The 22,161-nt window shown below is 35.7% G+C and carries 17 protein-coding genes and 1 pseudogene; 16 read left to right on the top strand and 2 right to left on the bottom strand.

The window, feature by feature from the left end; all coding sequences use genetic code 11:
* The first annotated feature begins 2 nt into the window (after positions 1 to 2).
* The 3 genes from opp4B to JF75_RS05930 all read left to right on the top strand — a co-directional run bounded on the left by opp4B (position 3) and on the right by JF75_RS05930 (position 3,860).
* Entirely contained in the window at positions 3 to 962 is a 960-nt protein-coding gene (gene opp4B / locus JF75_RS05940) for an oligopeptide ABC transporter permease (protein WP_046332260.1), read from the top strand.
* A gap of 14 nt (positions 963 to 976) precedes the next feature.
* Positions 977 to 1,897: an ABC transporter permease gene (locus JF75_RS05935; protein ID WP_046332259.1), complete on the top strand. Its 921-nt coding sequence runs from the start codon at positions 977 to 979 to the stop codon at positions 1,895 to 1,897.
* A 190-nt stretch (positions 1,898 to 2,087) separates the two neighbouring features.
* Positions 2,088 to 3,860, top strand: a complete 1,773-nt coding sequence (locus JF75_RS05930) for an oligopeptide ABC transporter substrate-binding protein (RefSeq protein WP_046332258.1) — start codon at positions 2,088 to 2,090, stop codon at positions 3,858 to 3,860.
* A 188-nt stretch (positions 3,861 to 4,048) separates the two neighbouring features.
* Here the strand turns inward: JF75_RS05930 and JF75_RS10355 are convergent.
* Positions 4,049 to 4,308 (bottom strand): annotated as a pseudogene (locus tag JF75_RS10355) (transposase); the annotation flags it as partial.
* 333 nt (positions 4,309 to 4,641) lie between these two features.
* On the opposite strand from JF75_RS10355, the gene JF75_RS05925 reads away from it, so the two are divergent.
* The 6 genes from JF75_RS05925 to JF75_RS05900 all read left to right on the top strand — a co-directional run bounded on the left by JF75_RS05925 (position 4,642) and on the right by JF75_RS05900 (position 15,366).
* A complete protein-coding gene (locus JF75_RS05925) occupies positions 4,642 to 6,414 on the top strand; it encodes an oligopeptide ABC transporter substrate-binding protein (protein WP_046332257.1) in 1,773 nt (590 codons plus the stop codon).
* A gap of 169 nt (positions 6,415 to 6,583) precedes the next feature.
* Entirely contained in the window at positions 6,584 to 8,353 is a 1,770-nt protein-coding gene (locus JF75_RS05920; protein ID WP_046332256.1) for an oligopeptide ABC transporter substrate-binding protein, read from the top strand.
* 107 nt (positions 8,354 to 8,460) lie between these two features.
* The gene (rnc, locus tag JF75_RS05915) at positions 8,461 to 9,147 is read left to right on the top strand and encodes a ribonuclease III (RefSeq protein ID WP_046332255.1); all 687 of its coding nucleotides are present in this window, start codon (positions 8,461 to 8,463) and stop codon (positions 9,145 to 9,147) included.
* Positions 9,148 to 9,159: 12 nt separating this feature from the next.
* Positions 9,160 to 12,723, top strand: a complete 3,564-nt coding sequence (gene smc / locus JF75_RS05910; protein ID WP_046332254.1) for a chromosome segregation protein SMC — start codon at positions 9,160 to 9,162, stop codon at positions 12,721 to 12,723.
* 2 nt (positions 12,724 to 12,725) lie between these two features.
* Complete coding sequence (ftsY, locus tag JF75_RS05905; protein WP_084600341.1) at positions 12,726 to 13,907, top strand: signal recognition particle-docking protein FtsY; 1,182 nt, start codon at positions 12,726 to 12,728, stop codon at positions 13,905 to 13,907.
* A gap of 34 nt (positions 13,908 to 13,941) precedes the next feature.
* A complete protein-coding gene (locus tag JF75_RS05900) occupies positions 13,942 to 15,366 on the top strand; it encodes a C69 family dipeptidase (RefSeq protein ID WP_046332253.1) in 1,425 nt (474 codons plus the stop codon).
* Positions 15,367 to 15,425: 59 nt separating this feature from the next.
* On the opposite strand, the gene JF75_RS05895 is transcribed toward JF75_RS05900, so the two are convergent.
* Positions 15,426 to 16,859 carry an APC family permease gene (locus JF75_RS05895; RefSeq protein WP_046332252.1) on the bottom strand — a complete coding sequence of 478 codons (1,434 nt, stop codon included), beginning with the start codon at positions 16,857 to 16,859 and terminating at the stop codon, positions 15,426 to 15,428.
* A gap of 396 nt (positions 16,860 to 17,255) precedes the next feature.
* On the opposite strand from JF75_RS05895, the gene ylxM reads away from it, so the two are divergent.
* The 7 genes from ylxM to JF75_RS05860 all read left to right on the top strand — a co-directional run bounded on the left by ylxM (position 17,256) and on the right by JF75_RS05860 (position 22,013).
* Entirely contained in the window at positions 17,256 to 17,597 is a 342-nt protein-coding gene (ylxM, locus tag JF75_RS05890) for a YlxM family DNA-binding protein (RefSeq protein WP_046332251.1), read from the top strand.
* Positions 17,598 to 17,601: 4 nt separating this feature from the next.
* Positions 17,602 to 19,029: a signal recognition particle protein gene (gene ffh / locus JF75_RS05885; protein WP_046332250.1), complete on the top strand. Its 1,428-nt coding sequence runs from the start codon at positions 17,602 to 17,604 to the stop codon at positions 19,027 to 19,029.
* An 86-nt stretch (positions 19,030 to 19,115) separates the two neighbouring features.
* Positions 19,116 to 19,388, top strand: coding sequence for a 30S ribosomal protein S16 (gene rpsP, locus JF75_RS05880; RefSeq protein WP_038523039.1), 273 nt, complete (start codon positions 19,116 to 19,118; stop codon positions 19,386 to 19,388).
* A gap of 64 nt (positions 19,389 to 19,452) precedes the next feature.
* Positions 19,453 to 19,968, top strand: coding sequence for a ribosome maturation factor RimM (rimM, locus tag JF75_RS05875; RefSeq protein WP_046332249.1), 516 nt, complete (start codon positions 19,453 to 19,455; stop codon positions 19,966 to 19,968).
* Entirely contained in the window at positions 19,958 to 20,683 is a 726-nt protein-coding gene (trmD, locus tag JF75_RS05870; RefSeq protein WP_046332248.1) for a tRNA (guanosine(37)-N1)-methyltransferase TrmD, read from the top strand. The genes rimM and trmD overlap by 11 nt, the downstream gene beginning before the upstream one ends.
* A gap of 117 nt (positions 20,684 to 20,800) precedes the next feature.
* Positions 20,801 to 21,148, top strand: a complete 348-nt coding sequence (gene rplS / locus JF75_RS05865) for a 50S ribosomal protein L19 (protein ID WP_034981588.1) — start codon at positions 20,801 to 20,803, stop codon at positions 21,146 to 21,148.
* A 97-nt stretch (positions 21,149 to 21,245) separates the two neighbouring features.
* Positions 21,246 to 22,013 (top strand): nucleoside phosphorylase, encoded by a 768-nt coding sequence (locus JF75_RS05860; protein WP_046332952.1) that lies wholly within the window; start codon positions 21,246 to 21,248, stop codon positions 22,011 to 22,013.
* Positions 22,014 to 22,161 lie beyond the last annotated feature (148 nt).

Below are 22,161 nucleotides of genomic sequence, written 5' to 3'. Positions count from 1 at the left end.
TCATGTGGAAAACAGTTCTCAGACGAATTTTAATTATGATCCCGCAAATTATTATCTTGAGTATTTTGGTATTTTTCTTGGCTAAGATGATGCCAGGTGATCCTTTCACTGGACAAATTAATCCAAATACTGATCCTAAGCAACTTGAAGCTTTAAAAAGAGCGGCTGGCTTATATGATCCCGCACCAGTTCAATATGCACGCTGGGTAGGAAACCTGTTTAAAGGAGACCTGGGTACAAGTTATATCCAGCATGTGCCTGTTACTTCTTTAATTGCCGATCGTGCTGTTAATACTTTCTGGTTATCATTATTATCTACGGCTATCTGCTATGCTATTTCTATTCCTATGGGAGTAACAGCGGGTCGTCACCAAGATGAATGGCAAGATCAAGCAGTTCAAATTTTTAATTATGTTACTTTCGCTATTCCGCCATTTGTATTTTATATACTAGGAATCTGGTTATTTGGCTTTACTTTGGGCTGGTTCCCTATTTCTGGCTCTGTTTCTCCAGGTGCCTCTGGTTTTTGGGGAACATTAGGAAGCCAACTTTATCACATTATTCTACCTGCTATCCTAGTGGGATTAATTACCACTACATCAATTGTGCAATATTTAAGAACGGGAATAGTTGATAATAAGGTTGAGGATTATGTTCGTACAGCACATAGTAAGGGTGTGCCGGAAAAAGTTGTATTCAATAAACACATTTTACGTAATTCCCTTTTACCAATTGCCTCTTCTTTCGGTACAGTCATTACTGGACTTTTAAGTGGCTCGATGATTGTTGAATCAGTTTTTAGTTATCCTGGAATGGGTAAGTTATTTTTAGATTCTATTGGTCAGCGTGATTACACAACTTTGACTGCCTTAATATTAATTTTTGGTATTTTAACACTACTAGGTAATTTACTTTCTGATATTATCATGAGTATAATTGATCCAAGGATCAGAATTAAATAAAGGGAGGAGAAAATATGTCCGACAAGAAAGAAATTAAGACTAATTTGAAAGATAAAAAGAAAAATGTTTCTTCTCCTGAATCAAGTTTTAAAGTAATTATTAGAGAAATTGTAAAAGATAAGGTGGCATTAACTGCTTTTGTTGTAATAGTTCTAATATTGCTGTTTACCATGGTAGGCTCCTTATTTTTAAATTCTGCTCAGGTAACTGAAACAAATATTGTAGAAGCCTACAATCCATGGGGAACTGCTGGCCATATCTTGGGAACTGACGATGGTGGACGTGATATCGTCAAGTTACTAATAATGGGTGGACGAAATTCCATTTTGATTGGTTTAGGTGTAACCGTAGTCTGTGAAACTGTTGGTTTACTTGTGGGTCTAGTATCTGGATATTACGGTGGTAACATTGACGCCATAATAATGAGAATAGTAGATTTTGTTCAGGTATTGCCAACTTTTCCAATTGAAATTGTTTTAGTTTCTGTTATTCCGAACTACAATCCTATTAGTTTAATTTGGATTATTTCACTATTTGGGTGGCCCAAAACTGCAAGGTACTTTAGGGCCTTTATACTATCTCAAAGAGAAAGAGACTATGTTTTGGCTTCCAAAACTTCAGGTTCTTCAGACCTGAAAATTATGTTTCGTGAAGTTTTACCAAATATTACCTCTATGATTATTATTGATGTTGTATTAACTATTGCTGGTAATATTGGTATTGAAACTACATTATCTTACATTGGCTATGGTTTACCAGCAACAGTTCCATCATTAGGTACTTTAATTGGTTTTGCCAATGATCCTGTAAACGTAGTAAGTCGTCCCTGGCTATGGCTTCCGGCTACAATTTTACTGTTAGCAATTTCGCTAAGTATAAATTACGTTGGTCGTGCCCTACAGCGTGCTGGTGATGCCAGACAACGTGAGAATTAATTCAATATTAGAATACAAAGAGCTTTGTCTAAAGAGACAAAGCTTTTTTAAATTAAAAATTATTATTATAAGCTTATTAAACTATTATGATATTTTTTGATAACATTTTTTTCTATGCTAGAATATGTTTGTTAGCTTATTCCAAGAATTTAGAGTTTATTCAATAAAAGATTGGAGTATGAATTAAAACATGAATAAAACAAAATTTTTATATTCTGCCAGTATCGTCTCAACTGTTGCACTAACTTTAGCAGCATGTGGCAAAGGTAATAACACTGGTAAGAATGAAAATGCTAAAACTGCAAGTAAATTTCCTCAATCTGTTCCTGTAAAAAATACCAAAAAGGGCGGAACTTTAAAGTATGCAATTATGACAGATACACCTTTTACTGGAATTTTTTCTGATGAATTATCAACTACAGCTATTGATAGTTCGGTTGCTGAACCGGGAGAGGAAGAATTATTTGATACTGATGATAACTTTAAAATCACTAATAAAGGTCCAGCTACAATGAAACTCAATCGAAATGCTAAAACAATTACGATTAAAATAAAAAAGGGTGTGAAGTGGTCTGATGGAAAGCAAGTCAATGCTAAGGATATAGAATATCCTTATGAAATTTTGGCTAATAAGGAAACCAAAGCACAACGATACAGTAATCAATTTGAAGAAATTGTCGGAATGAAAGAATATCATAATGGTAAGTCAAAAACAATTTCGGGAATAGAAATGCCAGAAGGTCCAAATGGACTGACTGTCATTCTGCATTTTAAAGAGATGAAGCCGGGCATGGTATATAGTGGTAATGGTTATTATTGGGAATACGCAGCGCCATATCATTATTTAAAAGATATTCCATTTGCAAAATTGCAATCTTCAGATCAAATTAGAAAAAAGCCATTGTATTTCGGCCCATACAAAGTTCAGAAAATAGTTCGTGGTCAGTCGGTAACTTGGATTCCAAATAAATATTATTGGCGTGGCCAACCTAAGTTGGATAAAGTGGTTTCACAAGTAATCTCACAGAATTCAATTTCACAAGCAATTAAAAGTCATAAATTTGATATAGCTCAGGTAGTTAATTCTCAATGGAACGAAGTTAAGGATACTAAAGGTGTTAATTTTGTTGCCCAAATTCCTCTAGGTTATCACTATATTGGCTTTAGAGTTGGAAAATGGGATGCCAAGGCCGGCAAAAATGTGATGAATTCTGAAGCAAAAATGAATAATCAAGCACTTCGTCAAGCAATGTCTTATGCCATAAATATTGATGAGGTTGATCAGCACTATACTGCAGGTTTGAGTTTTAGGGTTCCAACTTTAATTCCAGCACAATTTGGAGACTATTTCGATAAAAAAGCAAAAGGTTACACTTATAATTTGAAAAAAGCCAATCAAATTTTAGATAAAGCTGGTTACAAAAAGCAAGGTCAATGGCGTGTACAACCTAATGGTAAGCCTCTAACTATCAAATTTTTAGCAATGACAGGGAGTTCAATTCAATCACCGACTGTGCAGAACTATATTCAGCAGTGGAAAAAGATTGGCCTAAAAGTGAAATTAGTTGGAGGAAGATTAACAGAATTTAATTCTTTTTATGACAAGTTACAGCACGATGATCCTCAAGTAGATATGTTTATGGCAGCTTGGTCTTTGGCCAGCGAACCATCACCTGCGTCACTTTATGGTGAGACTTCACAGATGAATTATAGCCGATTTGCAACTCCAGAAAATAATAAGCTTTTACAAGAAATAGATTCGCAAAAGTCATTTGATCACACATATAGAGTTAACAAATTCCATGAATGGCAGGAATACATGAATAAGCAGGCATATGTTGTTCCTGTGGATAATTCGTATAAAGTTATTGCAGTAAATAATAAGGTTACAGGTTATTCAACTAAACCTTCAGATAATTCTAATGGGCATCAATTGTGGTACAAGATTGGATTTGTAAAATAGAAAAATAAATTTTTAATTAATTGTTATATAAAAACAAAAAAGGCTCTTTATTAAACATACTAAAGTAGGAAGCAGATAGAAGCATGATGATACTGAAGTGACACCCAAGTTTGTTCTAAGTTTGGCGGTCACTTCATACTTTTATAACTATTTGTAAAATCCTGTTAACAAAGATTAAATGAGGAGAATCAAGCAGCAAATAAACTGCTTGGTTCTTTTTCTTTTACCTTGTTTTCTGCCAATCTAATCCTGGATAGCAGATTGGAAAATTGGCGTAGCCAAAAGCTGTACACTCAATTTGTTTGACTTTGCGATTAAAGCCTTCTAAGCAACTGCTGGAATAATTCGATGTTATCCTGTTAGTTACTGCTCTTAGATTATGCTTAAAAGTGAGCAGTGTTTGGAACATTTGCCAGCAAATATCTTCTTTAGCATGAATGACTTTTTTGACTGCAGATCTTTGGTAGCTAAAGCTTCATAAAACATCTGAAGCATGTTGTAGACATTGGTGATCTACGCACGCATGCTATGCGATGCTCTTCTTTTTAATACAACAGAAAACTAATTAACAGCTTAGCAGATGGATAAGTCATCAACAGGATAAATTATAGAGCCAATCAATTTTCTTAAACTTGATTTTTAATTTTCGCTAATAAAATAATGGTATTTTGTATAAAATATTAATTAAAAATTAATAAAGACTTTGTTTTTCTAATCTTTTTTTGTTATTATTTTATTTAGGTTTTAAATCGTGTTTGTACATTTGTAAGGAGAGAAGAAGATGAAAGAAAAAAATTTTTTATGCTCCATTGGTATTATAGCTACTTGTGCCATGGCTCTGGTTGGTTGTAATAAAGCAAATAAAAGTAATAATGAGGACAGTTCGAAGGAAGCAAGTAAATTTCCAAATGCTTTGCCAAAAAAGCAAACAAAGCAAGGAGGAACTGTTAGAGTTGCCGTTGAAACAGATACGCCTTTTACAGGAATATTTACTGATGAATTGAGCGTAACTGCGACTGATGCAGATGTTGCTTCACCAGGTGAAGAATCTTTGTTTTATACGGATGATAACTACAAAATAAATGATAAAGGTCCAGCAACAATGAAGCTGGATCAAAAAAATAAAACTATAACTATTACAATCAAAAAAGGGGTTAAGTGGTCAGACGGCAAACAAGTAGTTGCCAAGGATATGGCATATCCTTATGAAATATTGGCTAATAAAAACACTAAAGCTCAGAGATATTCTACTAAAATGGAAGTTCTAAAAGGAATGAAAGAATATCATGAGGGTAAAGCTAAGAAAATTTCAGGAATTGAATTGCCGGATGGTGATAATGGTCGCAAAATGATATTACATTTTTCCTATATGACACCAGGAATGGCCTTTAGTGGTAATGACTATTATTGGGAATCAGCTTCACCATATCATTATTTAAAGGATGTACCTTTTAGCAAACTCGAGTCTTCAGATAAAGTTAGAAAAAGACCAATATATTTTGGACCTTATAAGTTAGATAAACTAGTTCGTGGACAATCAGCTACATGGGTACCAAACAAATACTATTGGCAAGGCAAACCAAAACTGGATAAAATTATTTACCAAGTTGTTTCTCCTAATTCAACTTCTCAGGCAATTAAATCACATAAGTTTGATATTGCTCAAGTTATTAATGCTCAGTGGAAACAAGTAAAAGATACTAAAGATGTGAGATTTATTGCAGAAATTCCTTTATATTACTCATACCTAGGATTTAAGGTCGGCAAGTTTGACGCTAAAAAAGGTAAAAATGTTATGAATCCTCATAGCAAAATGAATAATAAAGCGTTAAGGCAAGCTATTGGTTATGCCATGAATGTGGAGGATGTCAATAAACGTTATAATAATAATCTGAGTTTCAGGATTCCAACATTAATACCAAAGCAATATGGTGATGTATATAATAAAAATGTTAAAGGCTTTACTTATAACTTAAAAAAGGCTAATGAACTTTTAGATAAAGCTGGTTATAAGAAAAAAGGCAAATGGCGCGTGCAGCCCAATGGTAAGCCTTTAAAAATCAACTTTTTAGCCATGTCGGGTGATGCTACACAAGGACCAATTATACAAAATTACTTACAACAGTGGCATAAAATTGGGCTAAATGTAGGTCTTCTAAATGGTCGGTTGACAGAACGTAACTCATTTTATGATAAAGTTCAAAACGATAATCCTCAAGTAGACATGTTCCTAGGAGCATGGGGTCTTTCCACGGAACCATCACCCAATGGATTGTATAGTGAAGGTGGCCCTGCTAACTATACTAGGTTTGTTACTCCGGAAAATAATAAATTGATTAAGGAGATTGACTCTGCTAAAGCATTTAACCATAAATATCGTGTTGAAAAATTTCATGAATGGCAACAGTATATGTTTGACCAGGCTTATGTCATACCTGTTTTTAATGCATATAAAATTAAGGCGGTTAATAATAAATTAACTGGTTTATCACTAAAACCTTCTGAAACAAATAACGGTCATCCAATATGGTACAAAGTCGGTTATATTAAATAAAATGCAGATTATCATTATTTATGATCATGTATACATCTTCCGACTTTAATAAAGCAAAATTAACATTTTATTAGTAAAACTATTGCATTTTTAATTTTAAGTGTTAACATTTAGGTATTAACTTGCTTCCAAAATTATAAATGATGTTGGAGAAGGAGAAAATTGTGTTATGAAAAAAGGTAAACTATTAGGTTCAGTAGGAGTTTTAACTGCTGCAACCCTGACTTTAGTAGCTTGTGGTAAGAGTAACACCAAGAGTAATGAAGGTGCTAAAACAGCAAGTAAATTCCCTATTCAGACTCCCGTAAAAACCGCTAAACAAGGCGGTACGTTAAAGGTGGCAGAAGTTACTAACACCCCATTTACTGGTGTCTTTAATGAAGAGCTGCAAATGGATCAACCAAGTGCTGATGTTACCAGTCCAGGACAAGAATCATTATTTGATACTGACGATCACTATAAGATCAATGATAAAGGTCCGGCTACTTTAAAATTGGATCGTAAAGCTAAAACAGCAACTATTACTATTAAAAAGGGCGTAAAATGGTCCGATGGCAAACAAGTTACTGCCAAAGACGTTGAATTTGCGTATGAAATTATTGCTAACAAGGCAACAAAATCACAAAGATATGCGACTCAATTTAATATTATTAACGGAATGTCTGATTACCATGAGGGTAAGTCAAAAACTATTTCAGGTATTGAAATGCCAGATGGCCCTAATGGACGTGTTGCAATTTTGCACTGCAAGGAATTGAAACCAGGTATGTACTATAGTGGTAACGGCTATATTTGGGAAATGGCCGCACCTTACCACTATTTGAAGAATATTCCTTTTTCAAAATTGGAATCTTCTGATGAAATTAGAAAGAAGCCATTGTTCTTTGGCCCATACCAAGTTAAAAACGTTGTACGTGGTCAGTCAGTTACATGGGTACCAAACAAATATTATTGGCGTGGTAAACCAAAATTAGATAAGATTGTATACCAGGTTGTATCTCCAAACTCTGCTTCGCAAGCGATTAAGAGTCATAAATTTGATATTACCCGTGTAACTAACAGTCAATGGAAACAAGTAAAGGATACAAAGAAAGTTAACTTTATTGCTCAGATTCCTCTAGCATATAGTTACCTAGCATTCAAGGTAGGTAAATGGGATGCTAAGAAGTCTAAGAATGTAATGAATCCCCATGCTAAAATGGGTAATAAGTCATTACGTCAAGCAATGGCTTATGCTATGAATACTGACGATGTTTATAAACATTATACAGATGGTTTGAGTTTCCAAATTCCTACATTGATTCCGGAACCATTTGGTGATTATTTCGATAAAAGCGCCAAAGGATACACTTATAACATCAAAAAGGCCAATCAAATTTTGGATAAGGCTGGTTTTAAGAAGAAAGGTAAGTGGCGTACTAATCCAAACGGTAAGCCATTAACAATAAATCTTTTGGCTATGTCGGGTAATGCCATTCAACAACCAATTATTCAAAACTATATTCAACAGTGGAACAAGATTGGCTTGAATGTTAAACTTGTTGGCGGACGCTTGACTGAATTCAACTCATTCTATGATAAAGTTCAAAATGACGATCCAAAAGTTGATCTGTTTTTGGCAGGTTGGAATTTGTCCACTGAGCCTTCTCAGGAACAAATGTATAGTGAAGGAACAATGTCTAACTATTCACGTTTTGTAACTCCTGAAAACACTAAACTTATTCAAGAAATGGATTCTCAAAAAGCCTTTGATCATAAGTATCGCGTTCAAAAATTTCATGAGTGGCAAAAGTACATGATTGATCAAGCATATGTAGTTCCTACTAAAAATGATTATAGAATTGATGCTGTTAACAGTAAAATCACTGGTTACTCATTGAAGCCATCACAGACAAACAATGGGCATCAATTATGGTACAAAGTTGGTTACGCTAAATAAAAGTTAATTGATACGCTAAATTAGAAAACTATTGTCATTTGCGGACAATAGTTTTCTTTTTTAACGTTAAAAACTGGTATAATTTAGATTGTTAAGGAGTTGAACAAATGGTTAGTACCAAATTCATTAAACGATTAGATACAAAATACAAAATTAGATTTAACAATCCAAAATTATTAGAAGAGGCTTTTACTCATTCTTCTTATGCTAACGAACATCCTGAAAATGGAACTCGGGATTATGAAAAATTGGAGTTCTTGGGGGATGCAGTTCTGGAATTAGCAATTTCTGATTACCTTTACCGTAATTTTAGAAATCTTAATGAAGGTGAATTAACTAGAATGCGGTCAAATATTGTTGATACTGAAGGTTTTGCAGAATTTGCCCAGAAATTTGGTTTTCCGGCTGAGATTAATCTAGGTCATGGTGAGGAAAAAGCAGGTGCACGTTCTCGCAAAACTCTTTTAGAAGATGTTTTTGAAGCTTTTAATGGAGCGCTTTTTCTTGATCAAGGCATGGAAGCAGTTGAGCATTTTTTGAGTTTAACCGTATACCCATTAATTGATGCTGGCAAATTTGATGCATCAAGAGATTATAAAACAGACCTACAAGAATTATTGCAACAAGATGGACCGGTTAAGATTGAGTATGAGGTTTTAAAAGAAGAGCAACTGCCATCTAATTTTACCGTTCAGTTAGTTGTTAATGGAAAAGTGTTGTCTGAGGGACAGGGCCATAATAAAAAAGCTGCTGAACAAGAAGCAGCTAAAAGTGCTCTAGGTAAGCTCAATTAGGGAGATGAGTGCGTGCCACTAACAGAACTGATAATTGACGGCTTCAAATCTTTTGCCGAAAAAACAAAAATTAAATTTGATGCAGGTATTACTGGCATAGTTGGCCCCAATGGTAGTGGTAAGAGTAATATTACTGAAGCGATCAGATGGGTCATGGGCGAATCCAGTGCTAAATCATTGCGTGGCTCAAACATGAAAGATGTTATTTTTGCCGGGAGTGAATTTCGCCAGCCGGCAAATCATGCAGAAGTTTCTCTAATTTTTAACAATAAAAAGCATGAACTAAATTTTAAGGAAGAACAAGTTGTTGTAACTCGACGGATTTTAAGATCTGGAGATAATGAGTACTTAATCAATAAAAAAAGTGTCAGACAAAAGGATGTACGCGCTCTATTCTTAGACTCGGGCATTTCGCAAGACAGTTTAGCAATTATTTCTCAAGGACGTGTGGATCAAATACTAAATTCCCGTCCGGAAGAACGACGTTTACTATTTGAAGAAGCAGCTGGTGTACTTCATTTTAAAAGACAAAAAGAAGAAGCCAAAGTTCAGTTGGAACAGACTACTGATAATTTAGTGCGGATCAACGACCTTGTAAAAGAGTTAGAGCAGAGAATTGAACCGCTTCACGAACAAAGTTCTTTAGCTAAAGAATATCAGTTTCAGAAAAAAGGCCTGGATCGTGAACTAAAAACTTTATTAGCATTTGAAATTCAGGATTTAGATAGCCAAAAGGACGAAGAACAGGAGAAAGCTGACGAGAATCAGGCACTGCTATCAAAGCTTGATAGAGAAGTAAGAGATTCTCAAGCAGCTGTGGCAACTAAAAGAAAAGAATATCAAACTTTAAATGATCAAAGAGATAACATTCAAAATGATTTACTTTCTTTAACCAAAAAGCTTTCTGAAATTAATACCAATTTGCAGGTTGCGGAACAGTCTAAACAATATAGTGCAGCGACAAAAAATGAATACCAAACTGAGTTGATTGAATTAAAAAAACAATTATCAGCTAGTGAACATGATAAGATTAATCTGCTTGAAAAAGAGAGTAATTTAAAAAATGAGCAACAGAAGCTAAATGATAAAAGAACTGAACTCTGTGCTCAACTAAAAGAAGATCCTGAACAGCTAAACCAAGATTTGGAGCAGCTTAGGGCAGATTATATTCAATTTTTACAAGATCAAACTTCTAACAATAATGAAATAGTTTATTTAAATTCGGAGTTGAAAAAACTTTCGGATAATAGCCAACTTCAAACAGAAAATGTTGTAGAAGAACTAAAAAAAGAAACAACTGAGCTTAAACGGCTTAAGGCTGAAGGAAAAACACTTAAAGAAAACTGTCAGGTTGAAAAGCAGAAGATTGCCGATCTTACTAGGGAGCAAGAAACAAGCCAAAAAATTTTGACGTCGCTTCAAGAATCGTTAACGACCAAAAAACAACGTTTTAGTCAATTAAATGCGCGTTATGAAGCTTTGGAAAATATACGCAAACGCCATGAAGGCTATTTTTACGGAGTAAAAAACGTTTTAAATAATATATCCGCTTATCCTGGAGTAGTTGGAGCAGTGGGAGAATTAATTACTTTTCCTGCCAAATATGAAGCTGCAATGGCAACAGCTTTGGGTAATGGAGTTCAAGATTTAGTCACTAAAACAAAACTAGATGCTCGGGATGCTATTAACAAATTAAAAGAAAATCATGCTGGGCGTGCTACTTTCCTGCCACTTGATGGATTAAGGGAATATACAATACCTTCTTCAACTGTTAATACAATTTCTTCTTTTACTGGTTTTCAAGGTATTGCAAGCGAAATAGTTAACAGTTTACCAAATCAAAACATTGCTCCGGCAATTAATTATCTCCTTGGAAATACCATCATTGTCGATACGATAAGCAATGCTATGAAGATAAGACAACGCGTTTCTCGCTATCGTATTGTGACTCTTGATGGAGATGTTATATCACCTGGTGGTTCAATGACAGGAGGAGTGCGTAATCAAAAAAGCAATTCCCCACTTCAAACAACTGCCGAGCTGAGTCAATTAAGACAAAATATTAATGATTTGCAAGCAAAAATTAAGAATGAGCAGTCTCAGTTAGGTGAAGCTATAAGCAAAAATGACGTTTTAACTAAGCAGCTAAATGATGTGAGATCGAAATTGCAAAATCTTAAACAAGAATTAGGTGAAGCAGTTCTTTCATATCAAAACCAAGAAAAAGAAGTAAATAGGCTAAAGGCTGCGAATAGTTTGTTTGAACATCAAAAGGAAGAACGCAACCAGGAAATTGCTGAAACTAAGAATAAGATTAAGTCTGCTGAAAAAAAGAAAGAAGAACTGCAGGAGAAAATACTTCAGCAAAAACAACAGATTAGTGAATTGCAATTACGCATAAAAAACTTTTCTGAGCTGAATCAAGAAATTCAAGAAAAGTTAAGCGAACTTGATCCGCAAATAGCCGTTTATGCTAATAAGTTGGAAAACGTGGCAAAGCAAAAGTCTGATAAAAAGAATGAATTAAAGCAATTTCAAAACCAAATTAATACTTTGTCCCAAAAGTTAAAAGAACTAAATCAAAATGATGTGCTCAGTGACGAAAGGAAAATGGACTTTGATCGCGAAAATAAAGAGGGAATTGCAAAAAAGAAAAATTTGCAGGAACAACTTAATACTTTAAGTTCTAAATTAGGACAGTATGATGCTAAAATTAACCAGCTTGATCAGGTAGCGAGTCGTAATTATGAACTTCGTAAAGATGCTGCTGCTGAACAAAAAGATTTTTCTGTGAAAATAGCACAGTTGAATAGCCAAATAGATCAACGTTTAGATACTTTGAATAAGGAATATTCACTGACATATGAGGCTGCCTTGAAGCAAGCTGAAACAGAAAATAACGAGACCAATAGGACACAGCTTCAGAAGAATGTGAAACTGCATCGCATGTCTATTGCAGATATTGGCCCAGTTAATCTAAAGTCCATTGAAGAATATGAAAATGTCAAAAAACGTTACGACTTCCTTAATGCACAACAAAATGATTTGTTAAAGGGTCGAGACAATTTAGAAAAATCGATGTCAGAACTTGATCAAGAAGTATGTAGTCGCTTTAGTAAAACCTTTACAGACGTCGCCACTAGTTTTACTGAATTGTTTCCGGTAGTTTTTGGTGGTGGCAATGCCAAATTAGTTTTGACTAATCCTGAAGACTTATTGAACACAGGTGTTGAAATTATTGCTCAACCGCCGGGTAAAAAGTTGCAAAGACTCAGCTTATTATCAGGTGGAGAAAGGGCACTGACAGCAATTACATTGCTGTTTGCTATGCTCAAAGTCAAACCAGTGCCATTTTGTGTACTGGATGAAGTAGAAGCAGCACTTGATGATGCAAACGTCACACGCTTTGCACATTTCTTAGAAGAATATGATATGCATACACAATTTATTGTAATAACACATAGAAGAGGAACAATGGAAAAAGCAGACCAACTTTATGGTGTTGTTATGCAGGAATCAGGGGTGTCACAAGTGTTGTCCGTATCACTAAAAGAATTAAAAAATGAGGTGAAATAACAGTGGGTTTATTTGATAAGATAAAAAAATCTTTATTTGGTGAAGAGAATGGTAAAGTTACTGATGATTCGCAGAATCAACCAGAAAAAGAGCAACAAGAATCCTCTGAGGAGCTAGAAAATAAGGAAAAGATAACCACTGAAGAAAAACAAACTTCAGAAAAGGATGAATCGGAAAACAAAAATTTGACAGCTTTGCAGGAAAAATCTTTAGAGAAGGAACCTGAAAACGAACCTAATAATGAAAAGCAAAATGATACTGAATTATATGAAAAAGGTCTAGAGAAAACTAATCAGGGCTTTGGAGCCCGGCTGAATCGCTTTTTCGCCCAGTTCAGGACTGTTGACGAAGATTTCTTTGATGACTTGGAAGAGCTGCTTATTGAATCTGATGTCGGTTATGAGACTGCCGAAGAATTGACTGACGAACTGCGAGATGAAGCAAAGTTGCAGAAAGCCAAGTCGCGAGATGATCTGAAAAAAGTTATTGTTGAAAAATTAGTTAATCTTTATGACCAGAGCGGTAATTCCGAAAATGAAAAATTAAAGTCGCATGACGATGGCAAACCGAATATCTATCTATTTGTAGGAGTAAATGGTGCGGGCAAAACTACAACAATCGGAAAATTGGCTAAAAGATTTAAAGATGAAGGGAAGTCAGTTCTTTTAGCGGCAGCAGATACCTTCAGAGCTGGTGCAGTTGAACAATTATTAGAATGGGGCGAAAGAGTCGGTGTTCCAGTGGTAACTGGAAAGGAACAAGCAGACCCTGCTTCAGTTGTTTATGATGCGACTGATAAAGCACTTAAAGAAAATTATGATTATTTATTAGTGGATACTGCTGGTCGTTTACAAAATAAAAAGAATTTAATGAGTGAACTTGAGAAAATTGAACGGACAATTAAAAAGCAAGCACCGGAAGAGCCAACAGAAACCCTATTAGTTTTAGACGGCTCAACTGGTCAAAATGCACTTCTTCAAGCTAAGGATTTTGATAAGACTACCAAATTAACGGGACTGGTATTGACAAAATTGGATGGCTCTTCAAAGGGCGGAGTCGTTTTGGCAATTAGAAATGAGATGAAACTGCCGGTAAAATTAGTTGGTTTGGGTGAAAAAGCTAGCGATTTGGCTGATTTTGATGCCGCAAACTATGCTGTCGGACTATTTCATGATTTAATTTAAGAAGTGATTTTTTAAAGGGAGATATTTATATTTAATGAAAGAATACAGTGCATGTACAACAATTTTAGTAGGCAAAAAGGCTTCAGTTGATGGTTCGACCATGATTGCTCGTAATGACGACACTTTTCGCCCAATTACACCGCAAAAGTTTATTATCAGACCCGCTGCCAAAAATGAATCAGGTCGTAAAATTAAGTCTTGGTTAAATAAGTTTGAATTAGACTTACCTGAAAATGCCCAAGCTGTTCCGGCTGTACCAAATGTTGATTACAAAAACCGTGGTTATTATGATGAAAGCGGTATTAATCAAGAAAACGTGGCAATGTCATGTACCGAATCAACATACGGTAATGAACGTGCGCTTGCTTTTGATCCATTGGTAAAAGATGGTCTTGATGAAGATTGTATGCAGTCAGTTGTTTTGCCTTATATTCATTCTGCTAGAAATGGAGTTGAGTATTTAGGCAAACTGATCGCTAAATATGGTTCACCGGCAGGTAACTCGGTTCTTTTTGGCGACAAAAATGAGATATGGTATATGGAAATTGTCACCGGTCATCATTGGGTAGCGCAACGTATTCCAGATGATGCTTATGCAATTGCTGCAAATCGGGTGTCCATTGAACAAGTAGATTTTGCTGACACAGCAAACTTTATGTGGAGCGAGGGAATTCAGGAATTTGTTGCCGATCATCACTTAAATGTTGATCATCAAGGTTGGAATTTCCGTCATATTTTTGGTACTTATAGTCAGCAAGATAGGTTTTATAATACTAACCGCGTGTGGTACGGTCAAAAATATTTTAATCCTGAAATTGAACAAGATCCAACCGATGGTGATTTACCTTTCATTCGGCGTGCAGCTAAGAAAATAACCAGAGAAGACATTGAATTTGTGCTCGGCAGTCATTACCAAAACACTCCGTATGATCCTTTTGGTAAAGGCACAGATGAAGAGAAGCATCGTTTCCGTCCAATTGGTTTAAATAGAACGCAAAATTCCCACATTTTACAAATAAGAAATGATGTTGAAAGTGATAAGGCTGCAATCATGTGGTTATGTATTGGCGGACCTACATTTACACCATTTGTACCATTCTTTGCTAATATGAATGATACTGATCCCTCGTACAATAACACATCAATGGAATATAATCTTAACGATGCTTGGTGGTACTACAAATCCTTGGCGGCACTTGTAGAAACGCATTACCCCCAGTTTGTACAACTAGATACTGACTATTTAAATGAGCTTAACCAATATTATCGCAGGCGTGTAGAAGATGTTATTGCTCAAGCTCAAGGTAAAACTGGTGCAGACTTGACCTCATATTTGACCAGTGCCAATCAAGAAACTGTCGCCTATACTAGAAAGCGATCTGAAAAGCTTTGGGCCCAGATGATGATTGATTCAATCAATATGTCTAAATTAACCTTTAATATGGATGAAAATCTGTAAATCTAATTGTATTAAAAAAGTCTGGAAAATTTCCAGACTTTTTTATCGTGTGGTTAATGTCAGTTAGTTAATTTTTTATTCATGGCTGAATGACGAATGCCATAAAGCAAGTAAATAAAGACACCAATTAGTGACCATATTAGCATGTACTTTTTTGCTTGTATATCTAATCCCCAAAAAACAACAAAAGATCCGAGAAATGCTAAAAATGGCAGAAAGGGATACCAAGGCATTTTAAAAGCTGGATCTACAATATCTTTTCCTTCGCGTGGCCTTAAGCGATAGATTCCCAGAGAAACAAACATAAAGGCAATCAGAGTTCCAGCTGAAACTAATTGTGACAGGAATGAGAAAGGAATAAATGCAGAAATAATAATTGCAATAACTGCAACTGTCCATAATGAGTTTGCTGGTCGATGTTCTTTATTCAATTTACCAAGTACTTTAGGAATCATACCATCGCGACCAAATGAATATACCAAACGAGAACTGGCCATACAAAGACCAATCAAAGCGGTAAACATTCCTAAAATAGCAACGGATTGAACTATAGTGGCAATATGTCCATATCCCGTTTTCCTTAAAGCATATCCTACAGGTTCAGCGGAATTTAAATATTGTTGGTAAGGAACCATCCCCACAAGCACCAAGCTAACAGCAACAAATAGCACAACTGCAATTAATAAAGAACCAATAATTCCGCGAGGCATAGTCTTTTGCGGGTTAATAGCTTCTGCAGAATTTGATGCAATGGTATCAAAGCCCAAGAATGAAATATAGATCATGGAAACTCCGGCGTAAATGCCTTGCCAACCTCCAAAAGGTCCATGAGCTGTTGCACGGTATGATGGTATAAATGGAATAAAATTAGCTTTTTTAATAACTGTCAAGCCAACGCCAACAAAAAGCAAAATTGCTAAAACTTTGACTACCACTAAAACATTTTCGACTCGGGAAGCTTTAGACACTCCAAAACTGACCAAAAATGCTGCCAGCAAAATAGCTAGTAATGCAACTAAATCAAACATTCCTCCATTTATGCCTAAAGGATTGGCTAAGGCAGCAGGTAATTTCCAGCCTAATGGTGCTATCAATGCACGAAGATTAGCAGACAAACCAGAGCTAATAAATGCCATTCCGATTAGGTATTCTGCTAAAAGAGCCCAACCAGAAAACCAGCCCCAAAATTCTCCAAATATAACATTGATCCAAGAATAAACTGATCCTGCAAAGGGCATTGCGGCTGCCATTTCTGCATAGGCAAAGGCAACAAGACCAGCCACTATAGATGCAATAACACATGACAGGGCTACAGCGGGTCCTGTGTGCAGTGCTGCAACTTCTCCAGGTAATGTAAAGATCGAGGTTGAAACGATGGTTCCTACACCCAGAGCCAAAAAGTCACGAACTTTTAGTGTTCTGACTAAGTGACCATCTTTTTCCTGATAAATATCTGGATCTTCTTTTCGATTCATTAATTTCCATAAATTCACACTGAATTGCTCCTTAGCTTTGTTTAGCATTCTGTTTGAAAGAAATCTACCATTTAAAAAGTTCACACGAATAGCGACTAAAGTGCGAACTTGTTTAATGTAAATTGGCTTAAACAATCTGTGTCATTTAACGTTTTAAAATACTTTTGAAAAATGGCTGTTATTAAAATAAAAAGACGGTACAAAATCACAAATATTCGTGTACCGCCTAGATTTATAATTTCAAAGAATTTTTGTTCTCCGTAAGAGATAATAAAATTCCTAAAAATTAATTAAATTAATGATACAGATTTTGACTACAAAAAGCAAGAAATTATGGCAGACCTTAAGTAAAATTTTGGTTTTCAAGATCGTCAATTTATCACATTTTTGCTATACTGTTTCCAGGTGAAAGTAATGGACGAACTTGAAAAAAATGAAATCCTAGGCGATTTATACGCATATTATGGTTGTCTTTTAACTAAAAGTCAGCAAAGTTATTTTGAAGATTATTATTATAATGACTTATCTTTAGGGGAAATAGCTCTTAATCATCAGGTTTCTCGTCAGGCAGTTTACGATAATTTGCGTCGCTGCCGTAAATTGCTCAAAAATTATGAGGATAATTTACATATGCAAAGAGATTACAGCATGATAGAAACTAAATTAAGTAAAGTAGCTACTGCTGTTAAAAATGGCAAATCAAATCAGGCCTTACAATTAATTATTAAATTAATAAACGAACTGAGGGGAGAATAATTACATGGCATTTGAAAATCTAAGTGAAAGAATCCAAAAGGCTTTAAGAAATTTAACCGGTAAAGGGAAAATATCTGAAGATGATATTAATAGCGCAAGCAGGGAAATCAGACTGGCCCTACTTGAAGCTGATGTTAACTTCAAGGTTGTCAAAGATTTTATCAAAAAAATTAAGCAGGAAGCTTTAGGAAAAGAAGTTCAAGAAAGTCTTAATCCCGGACAACAGGTTATCAAAATTGTTAATGATGAGTTAACCAAAATGATGGGAGAAAGCGCCGTTTCTCTCAACAAATCTAAGCATATTCCTACCATTATTATGATGGTCGGTTTGCAAGGTACTGGTAAAACCACCACAGTTGGTAAGTTAGCAAACAGGTTGATGCAAAAAGAAAAAGCGCGGCCGCTGTTAATTGCTGGTGATATTTATCGTCCAGCTGCTGTTGACCAGCTTGAGCAAATTGGTGACCAGCTAAAAGTTCCGGTATATAGTGAAAAGAACCAAAAAGATGTAGCACAAATAGTGCAAGACGGTCTACGCCAAGCCGATAAAAATAAAAATGATTATGTCATTATTGATACCGCTGGACGTTTGGAAATTGATGAACCATTAATGGAAGAACTTGAGCGCGTCAAAGAAGTCGCCCAACCAGACAATATATTGCTAGTAGTAGATGCCATGACTGGTCAAGCAGCAACTGATGTGGCCAAAGGCTTTGACAGTCGCTTGGATATTACTGGAGTGATTTTAACCAAGCTTGATGGTGATACTCGTGGTGGTGCCGCTTTATCAATCAGAGCAGTAACCGGCAAGCCAATTATTTATACCGGTCAAGGTGAAAAATTGACCGACCTAGAACAATTCTATCCTGACCGTATGGCATCAAGAATCTTAGGCATGGGTGACATGCTGACTTTAATTGAAAAAGCTCAGCAAGATTATGATGCTAAAAAAGCCGAAGAAGTTGCTGAAAAGATGAAGGAAAATACCTTCGACTTCAACGACTTTGTCGATCAGATTGAACAAGTTGAAAAAATGGGTCCTCTTGATCAACTGATGAAGATGATTCCGGGAATGGCTAACAATCCCCAGCTTAAAAATGTTAATTTCGATAAAAAACAAATTGTTTATGTAAAAGCAATTATTTCATCTATGACTAAAGAAGAGCGAGAGAACCCCGAATTGCTTAATCCTAGTCGCAGAAGAAGAATTGCTGCGGGATCTGGCCGACCTGTAGTTGAAGTCAACAGGATGATTAAACAGTTTAAACAAGCTCGCGACATGATGAGCAAAATTACTAAGGGCAACTTTAAAGGGATGGATAACCTGCCCGGAATGAATTCTCCAATGGGGCGGATGGCTATGCGTCACATGGGTAAGAAATTCAAGAAAAACAAGAAAAAGCGTATGAAGGTCAAGAGATATCATTCTTAATTTTTAACCTGTTAAGTAAAAACACTTTACACCTTTTAAATTACGTGCTATATTATTTAACGTAACTTTTAGGAGGAAATAATTTTATGTCAGTAAAAATTCGTATGCGCCGTATGGGTGCCAAGAGAAAGCCTTTTTATAGAATAGTTGTAGCTGATTCCAGAATGCCACGTGATGGTCGTTTTATTGAAGAAGTTGGCTATTATAATCCAGTTTCCGTTCCTAAGGAATTGAAATTAGATGAAGATAAAATTTTTGAATGGCTAAAGAAGGGTGCACAACCTTCAGATACTGTACGTTCACTACTTTCTGGTGCAGGCTTAATGAAGAAGCTGCATGATTCAAAGTTCAATAAATAGTGAATCGTTTATTAAAAGTTTGAAGTCAACTGCTTCAAGCTTTTTTCTTTGAGTAGGAGAAACTATGCAATTTTATGATGTTGCGCGTATATTGTCTACCCATGGACTAAAAGGAGAGGTAAAAGTTGCTCTGATTACTGATTTTCCTGAAGAACGCTTTGCCTCAAACCAAGAACTAGCTTTAAAGGATAATCCGCAAACCAAATTAACTGTTAAAAGCGGTCGTCCTTTTAAGCAATTTTGGCTAGTACAATTTAATGAAATAACTGATATTGATAGCGCTGAAAAATTGCTAGGAAAAACGTTAGTTATCAGCGAGCACAATCAACATGAGCTTCCAGATGGCGCATATTATTACCGCGATATTTTGGGTTGTGCAGTCATAGATAATCAGACCGGCAATAATTTAGGTAAAATAACTGGTATTGAGACTCCCGGTGCAAACGATGTCTGGGAAGTTACCGAACAAAATGGCAATGAATATTTAATTCCCTATATTGATGAAGTAGTTAAAAAAATAGACGTTGAACATAAAAAGATTTTTGTAGAACTTTTGGAAGGATTACGCAATGAAGATTAACGTATTGACGCTTTTTCCAGATATGTTTACACCACTCACAACTTCAATGCTCGGGCGTGGACTGGATGATGGCAAATGGCAGCTCAATTTAGTCAATTTTCGTGATTTTACCAGCGATGTACATCACCATGTCGATGATAGTCCTTACGGTGGCGGCGCAGGCATGGTTTTGCAAATTATGCCGATCAAAAAAGCCCTTGATTCACTAAAAAATAAGGGCAAAGTAATTATTACTGCACCACAAGGTAAAACTTTTAACCAAAAAATGGCGCAAGACTGGTCTCAAGCAGAAAACCTGACGTTTATTTGCGGTCATTATGAAGGCTTTGATCAACGCGTTTATGATTTGGCTGATGAAATAGTTTCAATAGGTGATTACGTTTTGACAGGTGGTGAACTGCCAACAATGAGTATGATAGACGCCACAGTCAGGTTAATTCCCGGAATTTTGGGTAATGATGCTTCACCAGTAGAAGAAAGCTTTGCTCATGGCTTGCTGGAATATCCCCAATACACTAGACCGGAAAATTTTCAAGGAATGAAAGTTCCTGCAGTTTTAACATCCGGCAATCACCAAAAAATTGCGCAGTGGCGTCATAAAGAAGCATTGCGGGCAACTTATTTAAGCAGACCAGATTTACTTGAGCAGTATGCTTTAAGTAAAGAAGAAGAAAAAATGATGACGGAAATAAAACGTGAAGAAGATCAAACTTGATTTTACCTGTTATTTTTGCTAGTATGATTGAGGTGTAAATTTATTTTGCACTAATAGTTAGGGGTATTCCGCTGACGTAGAAAACGCTAATGAATGCCGCAGAAGGAGAAAATAAAAATGGATCCATTAATTCAAGAATTAACTAAAGAACAATTACGTGATGATATACCTGACTTCCGTGCAGGGGACACAGTTCGTGTTCATGTGCGTGTTGTCGAAGGTTCACATGAACGTATTCAGATGTTTGAAGGCGTAGTTATCAAGCGTAAGGGCACTGGAATTGGTGCCAGCTACACAGTGCGTAAAATGGCATCTGGTGTCGGTGTAGAACGTACTTTTCCTGTAAACGATCCCCGTGTTGCTAAAGTTGAAGTATTGCGTCATGGTCGTGTACGTCGTGCTAAACTTTACTACTTACGTGATCGTCACGGCAAGTCTGCTAGAATTGCAGAAAAGCGTCGTTAATTCACGCTTAAGTGAAAGAGAATCATTTCCAAAAGGGATGATTCTCTTTTTTGTTTATGTTAAAATCTTTAGCAATATATTTTTATTGAAGAGGAGAATTATGAAAGACCCATTTTTGTTAAATTTTGATACTGATCCGAGGGCTGTTTTAGAACCAGATCACGAACAAGAAATTAATAACTTTCATTTTCAGCCCAAGCTGCTGTTTGCATTCTTAACTCCTGCTGTAATCAGTGATTTTTTGGCTCGTTATCCTCATAAAAAGCTTGGATTCTTTGACTGCTTCGAAGGAGAAACTCCAATTTATGAGGTTGATTTAAACGGACAAAAAATTACTTTTTGCCAGGCAAAGCTAGGTGCTGCAGCTGCTGTAGAGCTATTAGATTGGTTAATAAGTTATGGTGTTAAAAAAATTTTAGCAATCGGATCAGCAGGCTGCTTAGTTGAATTACCAGAAAACTATTTTCTAGTGCCTACAAAAGCTATTAGAGACGAGGGCACATCCTTTCATTATCTGAAACCAGGAACGTATATTGACTTAAAGTCAGAGTTTTTAACTAAGACCAAAAAATTGCTGAAAGAAGAAGGCTTAAAGGTTGAAGAAGTAACTACCTGGACAACAGATGGTTTCTTTAGGGAAACTGTCAAGAAAGTAAAGCAGGCTAAAGAATTGGGAGCCTCTTGTGTAGAAATGGAATGTGCAGCAATGGCTGCGTGTGCACAATTTAGAGAGGCAGATTTTGCACAAATATTATTTACGGCCGATTCTCTTAAAAATCTAGAAAAGCATGATGACAGAGGTTGGGGCAGGGATGCTCATGAGACAGCCATCAATTTGGCAGCAAATATTATTAAGGAAATTTAACCAAGTTTGTGAAAAAATACTGCTGTGGAACCAAAGTGAAACAGCCACACAATTCACAAGCAAATAACATAAAAGCTTTAGAAACAACATTTTGAAGTATATTTTCAATATAAAGTTTGTGAATAGATTTAAAGCATTAGTTGTGGAA

The sequence above is a fragment of the Lactobacillus kimbladii genome, from assembly GCF_000970755.1.
GTDB classification, from domain to species: Bacteria; Bacillota; Bacilli; order Lactobacillales; family Lactobacillaceae; genus Lactobacillus; species Lactobacillus kimbladii.
The sequence above is the reverse complement of the archived record's forward strand: the minus strand, read 5'-3'. Positions and strand labels throughout refer to the sequence as shown.